Origin of the sequence: Paenibacillus sp. FSL W7-1287, from assembly GCF_038004245.1 — a bacterium.
GTDB classification, from domain to species: Bacteria; Bacillota; Bacilli; order Paenibacillales; family Paenibacillaceae; genus Pristimantibacillus; species Pristimantibacillus camelliae.
In genome coordinates this window covers 3494292-3514008 of the sequence record NZ_JBBORD010000001.1, presented here as the reverse complement: position 1 = coordinate 3514008, position 19717 = coordinate 3494292, and the positions used below count along the sequence as shown (strand labels likewise).

12 protein-coding genes are annotated in these 19717 nt (G+C 42.7%); 10 read left to right on the top strand and 2 right to left on the bottom strand.

Annotated features, from left to right (window positions below):
- Positions 1 to 2: 2 nt before the first annotated feature.
- The 4 genes from NSQ99_RS15870 (at position 3) to NSQ99_RS15855 (ending at position 6445) form a co-directional block, all read left to right on the top strand.
- On the top strand, positions 3 to 1160 hold the full coding sequence (locus NSQ99_RS15870) for a Gfo/Idh/MocA family protein (protein ID WP_340837739.1): 1158 nt from the start codon (positions 3 to 5) through the stop codon (positions 1158 to 1160).
- Between the two features lie 472 nt (positions 1161 to 1632).
- Complete coding sequence (locus NSQ99_RS15865) at positions 1633 to 2670, top strand: glycoside hydrolase family 88/105 protein (RefSeq protein ID WP_340838814.1); 1038 nt, start codon at positions 1633 to 1635, stop codon at positions 2668 to 2670.
- 27 nt (positions 2671 to 2697) lie between these two features.
- Positions 2698 to 3804, top strand: a complete 1107-nt coding sequence (locus NSQ99_RS15860; RefSeq protein WP_340837737.1) for a rhamnogalacturonan acetylesterase — start codon at positions 2698 to 2700, stop codon at positions 3802 to 3804.
- 97 nt (positions 3805 to 3901) lie between these two features.
- A complete protein-coding gene (locus NSQ99_RS15855) occupies positions 3902 to 6445 on the top strand; it encodes a glycosylhydrolase-like jelly roll fold domain-containing protein (protein WP_340837735.1) in 2544 nt (847 codons plus the stop codon).
- A gap of 90 nt (positions 6446 to 6535) precedes the next feature.
- Here NSQ99_RS15855 and NSQ99_RS15850 read toward each other — a convergent pair whose 3' ends face one another.
- Entirely contained in the window at positions 6536 to 8164 is a 1629-nt protein-coding gene (locus tag NSQ99_RS15850; RefSeq protein WP_340837733.1) for a response regulator, read from the bottom strand.
- A gap of 2 nt (positions 8165 to 8166) precedes the next feature.
- Positions 8167 to 9969 (bottom strand): cache domain-containing sensor histidine kinase, encoded by a 1803-nt coding sequence (locus NSQ99_RS15845; RefSeq protein ID WP_340837731.1) that lies wholly within the window; start codon positions 9967 to 9969, stop codon positions 8167 to 8169.
- A gap of 120 nt (positions 9970 to 10089) precedes the next feature.
- On the opposite strand from NSQ99_RS15845, the gene NSQ99_RS15840 reads away from it, so the two are divergent.
- From NSQ99_RS15840 to yicI, 6 genes are all read left to right on the top strand, one after another.
- Entirely contained in the window at positions 10090 to 10968 is an 879-nt protein-coding gene (locus tag NSQ99_RS15840) for a carbohydrate ABC transporter permease (RefSeq protein WP_251666257.1), read from the top strand.
- 2 nt (positions 10969 to 10970) lie between these two features.
- Entirely contained in the window at positions 10971 to 11798 is an 828-nt protein-coding gene (locus tag NSQ99_RS15835) for a carbohydrate ABC transporter permease (protein WP_251666256.1), read from the top strand.
- A 49-nt stretch (positions 11799 to 11847) separates the two neighbouring features.
- On the top strand, positions 11848 to 13149 hold the full coding sequence (locus NSQ99_RS15830; RefSeq protein ID WP_340837729.1) for an ABC transporter substrate-binding protein: 1302 nt from the start codon (positions 11848 to 11850) through the stop codon (positions 13147 to 13149).
- 129 nt (positions 13150 to 13278) lie between these two features.
- A complete protein-coding gene (locus NSQ99_RS15825; RefSeq protein WP_340837727.1) occupies positions 13279 to 14778 on the top strand; it encodes a glycoside hydrolase family 43 protein in 1500 nt (499 codons plus the stop codon).
- Positions 14779 to 14783: 5 nt separating this feature from the next.
- Complete coding sequence (locus NSQ99_RS15820; RefSeq protein WP_340837725.1) at positions 14784 to 17168, top strand: GH36-type glycosyl hydrolase domain-containing protein; 2385 nt, start codon at positions 14784 to 14786, stop codon at positions 17166 to 17168.
- 17 nt (positions 17169 to 17185) lie between these two features.
- On the top strand, positions 17186 to 19513 hold the full coding sequence (gene yicI, locus NSQ99_RS15815) for an alpha-xylosidase (RefSeq protein ID WP_340837721.1): 2328 nt from the start codon (positions 17186 to 17188) through the stop codon (positions 19511 to 19513).
- The last annotated feature ends 204 nt before the right edge of the window (positions 19514 to 19717 follow it).

The following is a 19717-nucleotide window of genomic DNA, read 5'->3' as shown; positions in this document are numbered from 1 at the left end:
CTGTGGAAAACGTTCGTATAGGGATTATAGGCATTGGAGGTATGGGATCAAGTCATGCCAACCATATTGTGGCAGGAAAGGTTCCTCATGCTGAGTTGACTGCGGTATGTGACACTAATTCGGATCGATTGGAGTGGGCACGTCAAAGCTTCGGTGATAACGTGAAGCGTTTTGATGACGTGGATGCATTTTTTCAGTCTAAAGCGTTTGACGCTGTCTTAATTGCTACGCCTCATTATGATCATCCAGCACTAGCAATTCAAGCATTAGAGCACGGTTATCATACATTGATCGAAAAACCGGCGGGCGTATATACGAAGGCTGTAAGAGAGATGAATGAGGTCGCGTCGCAAAGCGATAAAGTATTCGCCATTATGTACAACCAACGAACGAACCCAGTTTATCAAAAGCTTAAGGATCTGATCGATTCAGGTGAGCTTGGTGAGCTGAAAAGATCGATTTGGATTATTACGAACTGGTATCGTCCGCAAAGCTACTATGATGCAGGAGGATGGCGGGCTACCTGGTCTGGAGAAGGCGGCGGAGTGCTGCTTAATCAAGATCCGCATCAGCTGGATTTGTGGCAATGGATGTGCGGTATGCCTAAAAAGGTACGCGCTTTCATGTCCTTTGGTAAATATCATGATATCGAAGTGGAAGACGATGTGACTGCTTATGTCGAGTATGATAACGGGGCAACAGGTTTGTTCGTAACAACGACCGGAGAAGCACCAGGCACGAATAGACTAGAGGTTAGCGGTGATCGTGGGAAAGTCGTGATTGAGGATGACAAGCTTACGTTTTGGAGACTGCGCGTTTCGGAAAGAGAGTTTAATAGAGAGTATAAAGGTGGTTTTGGCAGCCCTGAGTGTTGGAAATGTGAAATTCCAACTCCAGGAGATAATAGTCAGCACATCGGAATTATGAATAACTGGGTTGACGCAATTTTACATGGCAAGGAGCTAATTGCTCCTGGAATAGAAGGGATTAAGGGTTTAACGATCTCCAATGCGATGCATTTGTCTGCATGGACTGATAGCTGGGTAGAGCTTCCACTTGATGAAGACATGTTCTATGAAAAGCTTAAGGAAAGAATAGATAACTCCACATATAAGAAGAATGTTAGTGAAGTTACGCTTGACGTATCTGGAACGCATTAGTGGATATTAGCGATTCCTGAACCAACAGCGAGGATACTACGGTGTCTTGTTAAGCTGACAGCTACATGATAACGAATACAGCATTGTCCTGCGGGCTGCTATTAAGTAACAATTGTTGCTTAATAGCAGCCCGCTTTTTTTGCAATACCTGTTTTTAACTAACTGCTCTAATGACGCTAAACACAACGCATATTGCTTTTGTTGAAAGGAATGTGCAAAAAAGTGATACAGCATTAAAAAAGTACCATCCGATACGCAAGAGCTGTGCAAAAAAATACTATTGGACGCCATTCGATATTGTATTAATGTAAGGTTGAACATGAATGACCAACGATACTGGAGGTGTGCTGAAGGCAAAAAATAATAGTTTTTACGGAATTGAGCAATAAAAATAGTCGATTGTTTAATATGGATTCATTACAGTATTAAGCACATGTGTATCGAATGAGCTTTTAATATAGGGGGCGAAATGATGCGTAAATTTGAATGCGATGAAGCTGAAGTGAAGGATGCAATCGAAAGAGTTGTTCAACGAACGATGAATATGGATTTTACTTGGAACTGGTCCTGTGGAGTAGCCTACTACGGAATTTGTAAGGCGTGGGAAGTAACGGGCAATCAGGAATACATTGATTTTCTAGTGAAATGGGTGGATGAATATTTAGAATTAGGGCTGCCGCCAATGATGGTCAATGCCTGTGCGATGGGCCATACGATGATTACGGTGCATGAAGCGACGGGAGACTCCAAGTATTTGGAGCTGGCATTAATGAAGGCTGAATACTTAAGAAATGATGCAATCCGCTTTGGTGATGGTGTGTTTCAGCATACCGTATCGTCGAAAAATGACTTTCCGGAGCAGGCATGGGCAGACACATTATTTATGGCAGCTTATTTCCTTCTGCGCCTAGGCTTTAAGCTGGACAAACAAGAATACATTGATGATGCACTAAAGCAATTTTATTGGCACGAGGAATATTTACAGGATATGAAGACGAATCTTTTCTATCATGCTTGGGACAATGTGAAGCAAAGCCATTTATCCGGCATCTATTGGGGAAGAGCCAATGCATGGGCTGCTTATACGATGGCACAAGCATATAAGATGCTGAACCCATTTATGCCGATGTGGATGCAAATCGGTGGATCGCTCGGAGATCAGCTAAGTGCACTGGTGAGATTACAGACTTCGGACGGGTTATGGCGCACAGTATTGAATGACGAGACCTCTTACGAGGAAACATCCGCTTCAGCAGGAATTGCAGCAGCAATGGTCATTAATGGACATCCGATGCATCAGAACGCTATGGCAAGCGCTTATAAGGGCATCCTCGCCAATATAGATGAGGATGGCTCCGTTCGAAATGTATCAGCAGGAACGGCAGTGATGTATACCGTTGATGATTACAAGATCATTTCTAAGAAAAGAGTGCAAGGCTGGGGCCAAGGGCTTACGTTAGCTTACCTAGCGGCTTTGCTTCAAAATAAAGAGCTAGTCAGCAAAATATAGGCTTGATGCGGCCAAGGGGGGGCAAGCATGAAAGTTCAGCATAAATTTGTGTTTGCAGCGGAAGAGGAATCTGCAGACTTCGTATCCATTCAGTATACCGATTGCTACAGTATGGATAGAGGCTATGGCTTCAAGCAAGCTACAAGCTTGTCCACCAATGAAGACTTACGGATTTCTTTACCTGGTGAATATGTACAGCCGGCTGTTCCTACGCTATTGGTCGACGTGCCTTATGGCAATTATCGGGTTTCCATATGCTTTGGTGATCAAGAGAAGTCCACTGAAACGACGGTATTGACTAGTATTGGCAGTCTGATGCTCGATCGGATTCAAACCTTGCCTGGGCAGTTTCTTGAAGAAGAGTTCGCTGTTCACGTGGATGATGGACAGCTGAAGCTAGCTTTTGCTGGACAATCGCCATCTGTTCGTTCCATTGCGATTAATAGGGATGCATCCATTCGTACGATGTTTTTGATTGGAGACTCGACTGTCACCGATCAGCCAGCTGGCAAATATCCGTACACAGGCTGGGGGCAAGGGATCGGACAGTTTTTTACTGCTGATATTGCAGTAGTTAACTATGCACGCTCGGGAGCAAGCTCGAAAAGCTTTATGGAACAAGATCGTTATCTAAAAGTACAGAGTCGGCTGCGTTCCTCTGATTATGTGATTATCCAGTTTGCTCATAACGATGAGAAGGATAATGATGGTGGTACGGAGCCGTACTCTTCGTACCAGCAATTCTTACGTGAATATATTAACAGTGCAAGGAGCTGCGGGGCTGTCCCCCTGCTAGTAACGCCAATGCATAGAAGAGTATTCGATGAGCGGGGAGAAATTCAGGATACCCATGGACAATATAGCGAAGCAATGAGAAAGCTGGCAGCTGATGAAGGGGTAACGTTGCTTGATTTGGCAGCAAAGAGCAAGCAGCTGTTTGAAGCATCTGGCGAAGAAGGAACGAAGGAGATCTTCCTGTGGGCTGAGCCAGGTGCTTATCCGACGCTGCCAAGTGGCGCTGCTGATAATACCCATTTCTCTAGGCACGGTGGAATGGAAATTGCAAGGCTTGTTGCAGACTGTGTCCGAGATTCTGCTTTTCTACCGTTAGCACGCTTCTTAAGAGATAGGTAATTGACCTTCATAGAAGCGTTTATCTGTTTACCGAGCAATTCAATGAACAATTCAATAAACAATTCAATGAACGAGGATCGAGGTGTCGACGAGAACGATGAAGCTACTTGAAAGCTTGAAGCAGACATTTATTAATCCACCAAGCGAATTTAGTCCAATCCCGTTCTGGTTTTGGAACGATGAGCTGTCTAAGTCTGAAATTATTAGACAAATTCACGATTTCCGTGCGAAGGAAGTAGAAGGCTTTGTTATCCATCCTCGGATGGGATTGCCTCGAACGATGCCTTATCTATCGGAATCATATATGGAATTGGTCGAAGCGGCAGTAGCCGAGGCGCAGCGACTTGGAATGAAGGTCATTCTCTATGATGAAGGAATGTACCCTTCTGGTTCGGCATGTGGGATGGTTGTCCAGCATAATCCAGAATACGCTAGCCGTGCTTTGCAGCTTCGAGAGTATGCATGCGGAGAAGAGAACGAGACATTTAAGCTAACTATTGATCTGTCGCAAGGAGAGAAGCTCGTTTCTGCGCAAGCCGTTTGTAAGTTAACTGAGCAAGAAATAACGATGGAACGAACCATTGTGCTCAAGCTTGAGCAAGGCAGCGATCATATTGAATTTACTCCACCGAATAAAGGAAGCTGGTCGGTATTGCTGCTCGTTGATACCTACTCCCAAGGAACGATTCGAGGTGTACACCCCGGACAGGATGATGGAGAGCCAGATGCACCTTTAGCTGCTGACCTGTTGAATCCAGAGGCGACGAACACCTTTATTGCATTGACGCATGAACGTTATTATGAGAAGCTGCAGCAATATTTTGGAACAACGATATTTGCTATGTTTACGGATGAGCCGGATTTGCTTGGCAGAGGACATAAGGAAGGCTTAATGCCTTGGACTACAGGCTTTATGGAAGAGTTTCTAGCAGGTGGTGGGCGTGAGGAGGAGCTTCCAGCGCTTTGGTTCGAAGCCGGAGAGGAGGCGGAGCGGATACGTCATTATTATAAGAAGCTTGTTCAAGCACGACTTTCGCGTACCTATTACAAGCCGCTTGCTGATTGGTGCGAGGCGCATGGCATTGGATTGACTGGACATCCCGCAGCTAGTGATGATATTGGGCTATTGGAGCATTTCCATATTCCAGGTCAGGATATCGTGTGGCGTTATGTTGCTCCTGAGGATGATAAAGCGATTACCGGCATGCACAGCACAATGGGCAAATGCTCCTCTGATGCTGCGCGACATCGAAGCAGACGCCGTAACCTGAACGAAAGCTTTGGTGTTTGCGGACGTGAAGGTGGATGGTCATTAACAGCGGATAATATGAAGTGGTATTTGGATTGGCTATTCGTTAGAGGGGTCAACCTCATTGTCCCTCACGCCTTTTATTATTCAATACGCGGGGAGCGTAGAGATGAACGACCACCTGACGTTGGCCCCAACAACATATGGTGGTCAGAGTATGCTCAGTTTGCAAGATACATGAAGCGGATGAGCTGGCTTATGACCGACAGCGTGAATGGTGCGGAGGTTGCGGTGCTGGCGCAAGCTTCCTACCTGCCCTGGAGAATCGTTAAACCGTTATATGAGCGGCAGATTGAATTTAACTATTTAGAGGAAGAGCTGCTGCTCCATGCTAGCCACATCGTTGACGGAACGATACATATCGCTAAACAGAGGTATAGCATCATTGTCATCGAAGACGGACGTCGTTACAGTAAAGCGTGCGAGGAGATGCTAGCGGAATTTGTCCAGCAAGGCGGCAAAGTGATTGAATGGAAGGACGAGAAAGAAGGGCTCGGTGTCATTGGTCAGCAGCGAGCTTTCGATGCAGAAGAGGCAGCAGATCTCGTAGCAACAAGCCTAGATCGTATCAATGCCTTTAAGCTTCAACCAGCACAGCCAACGATACGGATCAGTCGAATTACCAAGGAAGGAACGAACTTGCTTGTCGTCGTGAATGAAGGGGAGACTAGCTACGAAGGTAAGCTGCTTGTAAGCTTCGCTGGAACACCAGAAATTTGGTATCCGTGGACAGGGGAGCTTGAAGCTGCACAATATTCATGTGTAGGAGATAAGCAGGCTATTAAGGTCAGTGTTGCACGCAGAGAATGCATTGTTATCGCATGGGATAGATTGGGGAGTGTTACAGCTACAGTGGATAAATCCGATGTTGAACCAAGCGAGTTGAGCGAGCAGAATGACAAGGTTGAGTCGTTCGAGCGTGAGACGAGGACAGAAACAATTGATCTCTCTGAGGACTGGCATATTGATCTTGATGCATGCAGCAAGGAGCTGAGCAGCTTGGCTTCATGGACTGAGTGGGCAGGACTGGAGCATTATTCTGGCAGCGTCATCTATACGAGAAGCTTTGAGCTGCCTGACGATGTAAGAGAAGGAAGCATTGAGCTCGATCTAGGGGAAGTGCATGAAATTGCGCGGCTATCGGTTAACGGACAGGAGCTTGGCGTTCGGATGTGGAAGCCGTACGTGTTTCAGCTAAAGCCCGAACTGCTGCAGAGTCATAATGAGCTACAAGTTGAAGTAACAAACAGCCTAGCGAATAGCTATGATGGTCTTTCATTGCCTTCAGGTATTATTGGACCAGTATCTCTAACGATTACACGCAGTAAATAGCGAGAGAGCAGCCTTAGAAGCAATTAATGCTTTTCTAGGGCTGCTCTCTTTTTACATCTGCAATTATGAATAGCACAGGTGTATCATACTTTACCGATTCACGAATGTTTTACGATACTCATTTGGCGTCAAGCCCTCATGCTTCTTGAACACCTTGCTAAAGTATTTTACATCTGCAATGCCGACCATTTCCGCGATTTGATTTAGCTTCAGATTATGATTACGCAGTAATGCTTTGGCTTTGTTTAAGCGAAAGCTCGTTAAATATTCTGTGAAGCTAATGGCATAATCCTGTTTGAACTTTCTTGAAATATATTCTCGACTAATGAGGAACGTATCAGCAATATCTTGCAGTGTAAGCTCCTCATTATAATGCAGCTCGATATATGACACGATATCAGAAAACGAACGAGACTTATTCTGCTGAATACTAGTGATGGCTTGTGACAGATCGAGGTTAAATTGTAGTGCCCATTGTCGCCAATCATGTATTTTAATGCTGTAATCGTGTATGCTCGGAGGAATATTTAATTTATCCTGCTGCTCCAGTAGTGATAGCAATTCATTTTTCTGATTGCTCGAAATCTCTTGTAATAAGGAGTGGCGGAAGCTAAACATATCCTCTAACCATGCCTGTAAAATATAAGGGCTAATATAGCCGCTATTTACAAATTGCTGCAGCCAAGAGGTGGAGTATTGCTCAATGAAGTGTAGATTGCCGCTTATTAAGGCAACTCTCCATTCCTCTCGAACGTCTGCAAACGAATAGCTGGTGCGGCCTTTGAACTGTTGTACCTCACGGACATTGTGCAAATAGGTCGTGAAATCAAGCAAGTTACGATGATTCAAAGCGCGAATCGCTTCATCATATTGATTAGCTAAACTAGATGGAAATTTACCCATCGTCGTTGTTCCAAAATGGAATTTGCGGGAAAAAAGCATCTGTATTGCATCATTTATTTGGTTAGTGACATGAGCTGCATCAATCTTATGATCCCATAATAATAGGAGGATTTGCTCAAATGAGCCCCAGTAGTTAAACGCAATACCATTTGTATTCCCGCCAATGCACTCATTGCAAATATTTTCAATCGTGTACAGCAATAGATCGATATCGTTACCGAACCTGTTTAATAGAGGTTCATCTGCGTTGTTAATTTGTAGTATAACGAGCTGTGCATTCTTAATCTGGTCAGGAATGACACGCTCTCTTTGCAATCGTTGAACGGTATAGTGAATATTGGTAGGATCATCGATTAGCCGAGATAGAAGCTTCTCATCATGTACTGGCTTCAGCTCATTAAGCTTAATCGATTGCTCCAAATGAACTTGGCGCGTATGCTCTTCGGCTAACCAAGCCTTCGTTGCTGTAGCTACAGCGGTATTAATAATATCATCATCAATTGGCTTTAATATATAATCGATTCCGCCGCATTGAACGGTGTGGCGCATATATTCAAAATCATCATGCCCGCTTATTACGATGAATTTACAAGTTTTTGAGAAGCTTTCGATCCAAGTCATTAGCTCAATGCCGTCACCATCATCCATCATCATATCGGTAATGACAAGCTGTGGTTTAAACTCACTCATCATCTCAATTGCTTTTTTTCCGCTTTCTGCTTCTTCGATTTCGGTAATACCGTGTTCTTCCCAATTGACTAATAGTCGAATCGCCTTTCTTACACGAGATTCATCATCTACTATTAATGCTCTCAATTTTATTCACGCTCCAATTTCACTTGTGCAGGAAAAATGATTACGACAATAGTCCCTTTGTTTTCGGGGTTATTGTCAATGTCTAAGGTAGCTTTATTATCATAAAGTAGCTTTAATCTGGTCAGAACATTATTTAATCCAATGGATGGATTGGATGATGGTTCATCGCTATCATGCTCCGCAAGGCTCAGTAAATTGCTTGAGGTATACTCCAGCTTCTGATGTAGTTCCTCCAATTTCTCAGGCGCAATGGGTAACCCATTATTGCTTATTTTAATACAAATCGTATGCGCGGGAAGTGCGCTTACTTGAATCAATAGCTGCTGATTGTCGGTGTTGCGCTGAAAGCCGTGCTTGAAGTAGTTCTCTACAATAGGCTGTAGGATAAGCTTCGGCACCGGCATTGACAGTAAAGATTCATCGATATTAAATTGTACGTTAAATTGATTTTCATAGCGCTCTTTTTGCAGCTCAATGTAAGCTTTGACATGATCAAGCTCATCGATTAATTTAACGACTTTATTGTTGTTGTGCATACTATACTTCATCATTTTAGCTAGTGAGGATAGTAGCTTGTAGATTCTCATATTGTTTTGCTCTAAAGCTAATGTCCCGATAATTTGCAACGTATTATTGAGAAAATGCGGATTTATTTGCGCTTGCATTGCTTTAAGCTGATTATTTTTGCTGGATAGCTCCAACTTGTACTCCCGTAAAACTAAGTTGTTAATCGTATTCATCATTTCACGGAAACGGTTAATAATATTACTAATCTCATCATGGCTTTTCACAGATGGAATAGCGACATCTAATTGTCCGCTTTGAATTAAACTCATATATCTAGAAAGCTGACGTATTGGCATAGTAAGACGAATCGAGATGATCATAGTCGCCCCAATAATCGTAATTAAGGAGATCGCTAACAATAGGATGTTAATAGCCGCAGCATTTTTAGCTTCCTTCGTTAAATAAGCAATAGGTATCTCCTTCACTAATGTCCAATCCGTTAAATTGTTTTTTATTTTGTGATAAACAAATAAGCTATCTTCTGCCTCAAAATAGCTTTGCAGCTGTTCATTAGCTTGTACGCCCTCGTCATACCAAGCACTAGCAAAGGCTTGTCCATACTGCGTCTCATCATCACTATAGATAAGCTGTTTATTATGATCGATAATATAAAATTTTTCAGCACCCGGATTATATAGATTGTGAACAATGCTCGTAATTGCCTTAATATCAACATCTATCGCCAAATGTCCGATCACCTCGGTGGATGGGATCTTTTGTATTTTATTTTGCAATGTAAATACATGACGAGCGGTATGATTAGCCGTTAACGAAGTTAATCCGTATGTATGGCTTAGATGAGTTGGCAGTAAATGCTCGTCGGAATCGGTGGAAGGATGGACATCAATATTATAGTTTCGGCTAGGTGTGTTTAATGTAACAAGTGTAGCCTTGTTATTTTTATTCTCGTACAAATACACTTGATACACATCAGGGACAACACTGGTCATGTACAGTAGTGCATCATAAACACGTGATTCACTATACCTATCGTTATAGCCGCCTTGAATAAGGGACTGTATCGTATAAATATTAGAGCTCGCTCGGTTTAAATTATCTAATAGCGTTGATAAATTATTCGCCCCTTGAAATAGTAAATTCATATTTTCGGTAGCCATTCTTTTCTTTAGCGACTCACTCGTGTAATGGTAACTGACTAACATCGTCGCCGAAATGGGTATGATCGTTGCCAGTAATAAAAAGATAATGAGCTTGCTTCGTATCGTTTTGAACTTCAATTTAACACTCCCCAATCAATATTTTACCCCTTTTAGTTCACTCTAGTAGGTATTTGTCTGTTCTTCTAGTCCTTATAATGAAGATACTTTAGCAGCAAGACAGAAGAAGGGAGATACCGCATGAAAAAGAGAAAGATGGAATGGGGACTACAAACGTTCTTTGTTGGACCCGTGTTCATATTCTTCGTTCTTATTCTCATAGTACCATTTTTATTAGGGATGTACTATTCATTGACGGATTGGAATGGGATTGCGAAAACAGTCAACTGGGTAGGGTTGAGCAACTTTAAAACACTATTCACAAATGATTCTAACTTTTGGGAGTCATTCATATTTACCACCAAGTTCACTATTGTTGGTGTAGTTCTAGTTAATGTCGTGAGCTTCGGATTTGCTTACGTATTAACGAATGCATTAAAATTACGAAACATTATGCGGACGGTCTTCTTTATGCCGAACGTCATCGGCGGTTTATTACTGGGCTTTATCTGGCAGTTTATCTTTATTAAAGGGTTTGATACCGTTTATAGGCTGACAGATTGGTCGTTTTTTGGACTAGCTTGGCTTGGTGATCCTACGACTGGTTTCTGGGGGATTGTCATTGTGTTTGTATGGCATCAAGCTGGTTACTTGATGGTTATCTACATCTCATCTTTAACGAATGTACCTAAGGAAATTGTTGAAGCTGCAGAAATAGATGGAGCTAACCGCTGGCAGTTGCTTCGCAATATTACGATTCCATTGGTTATGCCAGCTGTTACGATTTGTTTATTTTTAGCTATCTCCTGGTCATTCAAGATCTTTGATATTAACTTATCGTTGACCGCAGGTGGACCGTACAAATCGACGGAATCTGTTGCGATGAATATCTACAATGAAGCTTTCCAAAACAACCGTTACGGGTTAGGTACTGCGAAAGCACTATTATTCTTTGTAACCGTAGCTATTATTACTTTAATTCAGGTTCGCGTAACGAAAAGCAAGGAGGTGGAGGCATAACGATGAAACGATACACTGGTAGAACACTTATTCTTGAAATAGGGATGGTGCTAGTTTCACTCGTTTTTCTCGCACCGTTTTACTTCCTTTTTGTTAACTCCGTAAAGCCATTCGGTGAAATTATGTCGGATGCGGCAAGCTGGCCGCAAGTATTTCAATGGGAAAACTACTCAAAGGCATGGTCATTGACTCGCTTTCCTGAAGCATTTACAAATTCCCTTGTGATCACCGTTATTGGTGTAGCGTTAATCGCGCTCATCAGCTGTATGGCTGCTTATCGCATGGTTCGTGCTAATACGCTTTTTAATCAGATTTTTCTACTCGTATTAGTAGCCGCAATGGTCGTTCCTTTTCAGACGATCATGATGCCGTTAATTCGTGTCATTAGCGAGTTAAATTTAATGAACACGAAAGCAGGGCTAATTATTAGTTATTTAGGTTTAAGTACGCCGATGGCTGTCTTCCTCTTTCATGGATTTGTAAAATCCATTCCGTTAGAAATTGAAGAAGCAGCTACGGTCGACGGTACAACACGCATTGGTGTATTTTTCCGAATTGTATTACCGATGTTGAAGCCGATGATTATGACGGTCGTTGTACTGAATACGTTAGCGATTTGGAATGATTACTTGTTACCATCGCTAATTTTGCAGAAACCAGATCTGCGAACGATTCCATTAGCAACATTCTCATTCTTCTCTGAATATACGAAGCAATGGGATCTGGCGCTGCCAGCATTAGTACTTGGCATTACTCCAATTATCGTATTTTTCTTATTTTTACAACGTTACATTGTAGAGGGAATTGCAGCTGGCTCAGTCAAAGGATAATAACTTACATGTTATTATAGATTAATTAAATTAGAGGGGGATTATTTCAATGCAAAAGGGTAAATTGGTCAAAATGTCATCTTTGTTGTTAACGCTCGTAATCGTACTCGCTGCTTGTGGCGGTGGTAATTCAAACTCGAACAGTAGCAGTGGCAACAATAAAGCAGCAAGTGGATCACAGGAGAAAAAGACAGTAACTGTGTTCCAATTCAAGACTGAAATTGTAGAAGGCTTGCATGAGCTTGCAAGAGCATTTGAAGAAGAGCATCCAAACATTAAAGTTGATGTTCAAACGGTAGGCGGCAGCGGTGACTATGAAGCTGGCTTGAAAACGAAGTTTGCTTCTGGCGAAGGTCCAGATATTTTCTCTAATGGCGGCTATTCTAAATTAATGCTGTGGCAAGAACGTATTGAAGATTTATCTGATCAGCCTTGGGTAGAGGACATTGCTCCAGCAGCAGCTGATCCGGTTACGCTAGACGGTAAAGTATATGGCTTGCCTCTAAGCATGGAAGGCTTCGGTTATATCTATAATAAAGATATTTTTGCAGAAGTAGGTATCGACCCACTTCCAAAAACATATTCAGAGCTAGAAGCAGCAGCGAAAAAGATTGCTGACGCTGGCATTACTCCATTTGCTAATGCGTATTACGAATGGTGGCTAGTAGGTAGCCAGGGTGTGAGTGTAGCATTCAACAACCAACCAGATACGAATGCATTTATAGATGGCTTGAATGATGGTACGACTACGATTGCTGGCAATGAGCATTTCCTAAATTGGGCGAAGCTAATGCAATTAACATTAGACTATGGTAATAAAAATCCATTGACTACTGATCATAATACGGCAGTAACGATGTTTGCTAATGGCGAAGCGGCTATGATGCAGCAAGGTAACTGGACGCAAAACATGATCGACAGCATTAACCCTGACATGAATATGGGCGTATTGCCAATGCCGATTAGCGATGACGCAGCAGTAACAAGCAAAGTAACCGTTGGTGTGCCTGTAAACCTAGTCGTTAATAAAGATTCAAAAGTAAAAGAAGAAGCTAAGCTATTCTTGAACTGGCTTGTTACTTCTGATATGGGTAAAGAGTATATTACTAAAAACTTCAAATTCATTCCAACTCTATCTACAATTGAAGCATCTCCAGAAGATATGGGTTCTCTCGCTTCTGCACTAGTTGAATACGTAGACCGCGGTGAAGCATTCCCTAATATTTCTGGTAAATATCCAGATGGTGTGACACAAGAATTTGGTAGTGTCATTCAAGAATTCCTAGCTGGAAAAGTAGATGCACAGCAATGGACAGAAAACATGCAGGCTGCTTGGGATAAACTGAAATAATAAATTATATATTTGAGTAGCATAAGGCTGTTCCAACGAAATCATTTGATTGTCGGAACAGCCTTTATGCAAGTAAATAGAGTAGTATACGAAAGAGAAGAAATTTTAGCAGGTAGGAGATGAGATCACATGAAGATCCAAAATCCAATAATTCCAGGTTTTTATCCTGACCCTAGCATATGCCGTGCTGGTGAGGACTACTATATTGTAACTAGTTCTTTTGGTTACTTTCCAGGAATTCCGATCTGGCACAGTAAAGATCTCGTGCATTGGCAGCAAATCGGGCATTGCTTAACGAAAGAGAGTCAACTGCAGCTAGAAGGAGCAAAAATTTCAGAAGGTGTCTGGGCACCAACGATTCGATATCATCAAGGGCGCTTTTATATGGTTACAACAAATGAAACAAAATGTGGTCATTTTTATGTGTGGACAGAAGATCCTGCTGGCGAGTGGTCAGAACCGATTTACGTCGATCAGTCAGGGATTGATCCATCACTATTTTTCGAGGATGATAAGGTTTATTTTTCAAGCACAGGGACAGAAGAAGGAATTGGTATTTATCAATGCGAAATTGATATTGAGACGGGTAAGAAATTAACGGATACAAAACTCATTTGGAAAGGTACTGGGGGGAAGTTTACAGAAGCTCCTCATTTATATAAAGTAGGCGATTACTATTATTTAATGTGTGCAGAGGGAGGAACGGAGTACGGACATACCGAGGTAATTGCTCGTAGTAAATCCCCGTATGGTCCATTTGAGTCATGTCCTTACAATCCTATTCTTACTCATCGCAGCTCTGGCCGCAGCATTCAATCCACTGGTCATGCTGATCTCGTACAAGCATCAGATGGGAGCTGGTGGGCGGTGTTTTTAGGTGTTCGTCCAGTCTCTTATCCATATCGCCATCATATTGGCAGAGAAACGTTTATAGCTCCTGTCCATTGGACAGAAGACGGATGGCCGATCATTGGCAATCAAGGCACGGTTGAATTAGAAGAGAATGCACCAAACCTACCCGTTGCTAAGTGGAAGCAGGCAACTAGTCGTGATGATTTTAATGAAAAGCAGCTACAAGCTTGCTGGGCATTTCTCCGTAGTGAGGAACAGACGGAATGGTCCTTATCAGAGAAAGATAGCACGCTAATGCTTGCTGGTTCTTCTGATCGATTAGATAGTAGAGGGTATCCTGCATTTATAGGACGCAGACAGCAGCACCATAGCTGTGAGGTAACGGTCAGTATGGCGTATGAACCGCAGCAGGACGACGAAGCGGGCTTAACGGTGTTCATGGATGATAAGCATCATTACGATCTTGCACTGACTAAGGTTAATGGTCAGACTCAGTTTATCCTGCGTAGACAAGTCGGTAGTTTAATAGATGAAAAGCTCTCTGAGCCTATCGACGGAACGAATGTAGAATTACGGATCGAGGCAACACCGACAGACTATCATTTCTATTACAGAGTAGCCGGTAAGCAGTGGACCTTGCTTGGAGATGGTGAAGCACGCCTGCTATCAACAGAGGTTGCGGGCGGATTTACAGGAGTATTTATTGCAATGTACAACTACTCACGTAATAAGACAAAAGCATATTATGATTGGTTTGAATATGAAGCTAAGGAGTAGATCACATGATAGAAACAACAAAGGATGAGCAATATATTATTTTGAACAGTCCGGTCGTTATGCCCAAAGCATCAGGATTTTTATGGAACGATCATATGATGATGGATGTGAATTGTAGAGGCTATGCTGTTGCACAATTCATGCAGCCAGAACCAGCCAAATATTCCTATGCTCCCAATCTGGAAGCGAAAACATTCATGCAGCCTGAACAGCCTTATTACGCACATCATCCGGGCAGATTCGTTTATATAAAGGATGAAGAGAATTCTAAGTTATATTCGGCTCCATATGAGCCAGTACGCGCGATGCCAGATCAATATCAATTTATTGTAGGGAAGTCTGATATATCCTGGAAAGTAGTATTTGATGATATTGAGTTGAATATGTCGCTCTTTCTATCACCTGATGAGCCGATTGAGATGTGGAAAGTAACCGTTAAAAATAATTCTAATAAACAACGGAAGATCAGTATCTATCCATCGTTTACGATTGGTTATATGTCCTGGATGAATCAATCTGGACAATATGAGGCAGATCTCCAAGGTATCGTTGCTACCTCGATTACGCCGTATCAAAAGTACAAGGATTATGAGAAAATTAAAAACTTGAAAGATATGACGTTTTTATTAGCTGATAGAGCGCCACATAGCTGGGAAGCGAATTGGGAGGTGTTCGAAGGAGAGGGAGGCATCCATAATCCTTCAGCATTAGCAACTGAAGCGTTAAGCAATAGCGACAGTCGTTATGAGACACCAGCTGCAGTCATGCAATATCGTATAGCATTAGAGTCGCAAGAGGAGCAGCAATTTAGATTTTTATTCGGCCCTGCTAACAACAAGCAAGAAATTGCAAATATAAGAGATAAATATTTTATTAGAACGAATGCAGCAGGCGAGGATGGCTTTGCTACGGCGAAGCAAACATATGAGCAATATATTCAACGCGGCGCAGGCATTATGAACATAAAAACGCCGGATGCTTCGTTTGATCAATTCGTGAATCACTGGTTGCCGAGACAAATTTACTATCATGGGCAGACCAACCGACTAACGACAGATCCGCAAACACGTAACTATTTGCAGGATAATATGGGAATGAGCTATATCGATGGAGCCATTGCCCGTCAAGCCTTTCTAACTGCTCTGCAGCAGCAAGCTGCGAGTGGCGCTATGCCAGATGGAATTATACTGCATAAAGATGCTGAGTTGAAATATATCAATCAGGTTCCGCATACCGATCATTGCATCTGGTTGCCGATTTGTATAATGACTTATTTGGATGAGACCAATGATTATTCAATATTGGATGAAATGATCCCATTCCAGGATGATCCAAAGCCAGCTAGTGTGTTTGAGCATATCGTGCGCGCGATGAATTGGCTATTAGCGACGAGAGATGAGCGCGGATTGAATTATATCGAGCAGGGTGATTGGTGTGACCCTATGAATATGGTTGGGTACAAAGGTAAGGGTGTTTCCGGTTGGCTAACGATTGCTTCTGCTTATGCCTTTAATGTATGGGCGGAAATATGTGAAGCTGCTGAACAGCCGGATGTTGCAGCGCGCTTTAGAGCAGAAGCTGAGCAAACCAATGCCATTGCGAATCAATATCTATGGGATGGCAACTGGTATGCAAGAGGAATAACAGACGATAATGTGGTGTTCGGTGTTCATACGGATGAAGAAGGTAAAATCTTTATCAATCCTCAAGGCTGGTCATTAATGAGTGGAGCAGCAGATGAGGATAAGCAAGCGAAGATTATACAATCCGTAGAGGAGCTGCTAGAAACACCTTATGGAGTGGAAAAGCTAGCGCCTGCTTATACAAAAATGCGTGAGGACGTAGGGCGAGTGACGCAGAAGCATCCAGGCAGCGCTGAAAATGGTGCAGTCTACAATCACGCGGCAGCATTTTATATTTTCGCTCTGTATCAAGTAGAGGAGCAGGATAACGCTTATCGCTTATTAAGAAAAATGATACCTGGTCCAGATCTAGAGGATATTGTTCATCGTGGTCAATTGCCAGCATTTATTCCTAACTATTACCGTGGTGCCTATCGTCAAATTCCTCGAACTGCGGGTAGATCAAGTCATCTGTTCAATACGGGAACAGCGGCTTGGATTTATCGCTGTATTATTGACGGCCTATTCGGAGTGAGAGGCAATAAGGAAGGATTAATGATTACTCCTCAGCTTCCGTCTAACTGGCAAACGGCATCGATTCAACGTCAATTTAGAGGTGCCGAGTTTAATATTGTTATCGAGCGTCATGCAGATGTGAAAGAGATGACGATTGCTGTGGACGAGCAGATATTGAAGGATCATATCATTAGAGATATCCAAGCGGGTGAAAAATATAAAGTCCTTGTGAAGCTACCGCAAGAGACATAGAAAAAGGTGAAGACAGCATGAAGTTTACTGATGGAAATTGGATGATTCGTGAGCAGTATGAGGTAATTAGTGCAGTTGAGCCCTATGATCATTATGTTGAGGATCATAAGCTAACCGTCAACGTATCTCCGAAACCAATCGTTATTCGCTCAAATATTTTAAATACGCCGATGTTAAGAGTGATATTCCACTCACCAAGACCGGGTATTATCGGTGTAAAGCTCGTCCACTTTAAAGGAACAAAAAAACGTGGACCACAATTTATGCTGACTCCAGAGACAGGAGATTTTGTAACAATCGAAGAGACAGATAGTGAGATTATATTTACTAGTGGTTCGTTACGCGCTCATGTGCAAAAAGGCGAAGAGTGGCAAGTTTCCTTCTACCGAGGCAGTGAGCGATTGACAGGCAGTCGAGTGAAGTCAATGGCCTACATTAAAGAAGGTAAAACGAACACGTATATGCGCGAAGAATTAGACCTAGGTGTAGGTGAATTAGTCTACGGCCTAGGCGAACGCTTCACTTCCTTTGTGAAAAATGGTCAAGTGGTTGATATGTGGAACAAGGACGGTGGCACAAGCTCTGAGCAAGCCTACAAAAATGTTCCATTCTATATAAGCAACAAAGGCTACGGTGTATTTGTAAATCACCCAGAGCTCGTTTCCTTTGAGATCGCATCGGAAAAAGTGAAAAAAGTGCAATTCGCAGTAGAAGGCGAATCATTAGAGTACTTTGTTATCGATGGTCCGGATATGAAGGATGTACTTACGAAATATACAGACTTAACCGGCAAGCCAGCATTGCCGCCTGCATGGTCGTTTGGCTTATGGCTCACCACATCGTTTACAACAAATTATGATGAAGAAACGGTTCAATCGTTTATCGATGGAATGGCTGAACGTAATTTGCCATTATCTGTTTTTCACTTTGATTGTTTTTGGATGAGCGGCTTCCATTGGACTGATTTTACATGGGATAAACAAACGTTCCCTGATCCTGTAGGAATGCTGAAGCGCTTGAAAGCAAAGGGCTTGAAAATTAGTGTATGGATTAATCCATATATTGCTGAGCGCTCTAAGCTGTTCGATGAAGGTATGGAGCATGGCTATTTACTTCAAAAACCAAATGGTGATGTATGGCAGACCGATATGTGGCAGGCAGGAATGGGCATCGTTGATTTTACAAATCCGGCTGCTTGTGAGTGGTTTGCAGGGTATTTGCGCCAGCTAATTGATCAAGGAGTAGATAGCTTTAAGACGGATTTCGGTGAGCGAATTCCAACCGATGTTGTATACTACGACGGCTCCGACCCACACAAAATGCATAACTACTATGCTTACTTGTACAATAAAGTTGTATTCGAGGTATTGGAAGAAAAGCTTGGCAAAAACGAAGCGGTCGTATTTGCTCGTTCCGCGACGGCGGGTGGGCAACAGTTCCCAGTTCACTGGGGAGGCGATTGTAACTCTGATTATGAATCGATGGCTGAAAGCTTGCGTGGCGGGCTGTCACTAGGATTATCAGGCTTTGCGTATTGGAGTCATGATATTGGTGGCTTCGAGAATAAGCCGCAGGACGATGTGTTTAAGCGTTGGTTAGCGTTCGGCTTGCTTTCTAGTCATAGTCGTCTTCATGGAAGTAAATCGTACCGAGTACCATGGGTATATGATGAGGAAGCGGTAGATGTTACTCGTCACTTTACGAATTTAAAATGTCGACTCATGCCTTACTTGTATCAAATGGCAGCAAAGGCTCATGAGCAAGGCATTCCGATGATGCGTGCGATGGTGCTAGAGTTTCCACATGATCCTGCGGTCGAATATATTGATAGACAGTATATGCTGGGAGATCATTTACTCGTAGCGCCAGTGCTTAAGGAAGATGGCGTGGTACGTTATTATTTGCCAGAGGGGAAATGGACGCATGTCATCAGTGGTAAGGTTGTAGAGGGCGGCAAGTGGTTTACTGAGCAGTATGATTTCTTCAGCTTACCTTTATATGCACGACCTAATTCAATTATCGTACAAGGAGCGGATCATAGTCGACCAGATTATGATTATGCTCAGGATGCACAGATAGCGATATATCAGCTAGAGGATGGAAAGAGCGCTGCAGCGAACATTTATAATGTGAGCGGTGCAGTAGAAGTGAATGTGCAAGCGACGAGAGCGCAGAATACAATCTCGATTACAGTTGCTGGCAGCGGTAAGCCGTTCTCTATTCGAGTGTACGATGACAAACAAGTCACTGCGGTCGATGGAGAAGCGGGCGAGTTAATCGACGGTATCGTTCACATTCCAGCTGGCAAGGAACACATCACATTAACGCTGAATTTATCTAACTAAATAAGTTGAACTAATGAGAGTCCTAATTAGATTGGCGGCGACGTGCGTCAAATCCATATCTAGTTAGGGCTTTTTGTTACGGGTAACAAAAAGTTGATAAGGATCATCAGCAAGTATGGATTGAATGGAGGCAGGGTTACTTGCAGCTATATCGAATATTAGTTGCAAAGGAAAAATAATCTAATACGTGCATGCAACGAAACG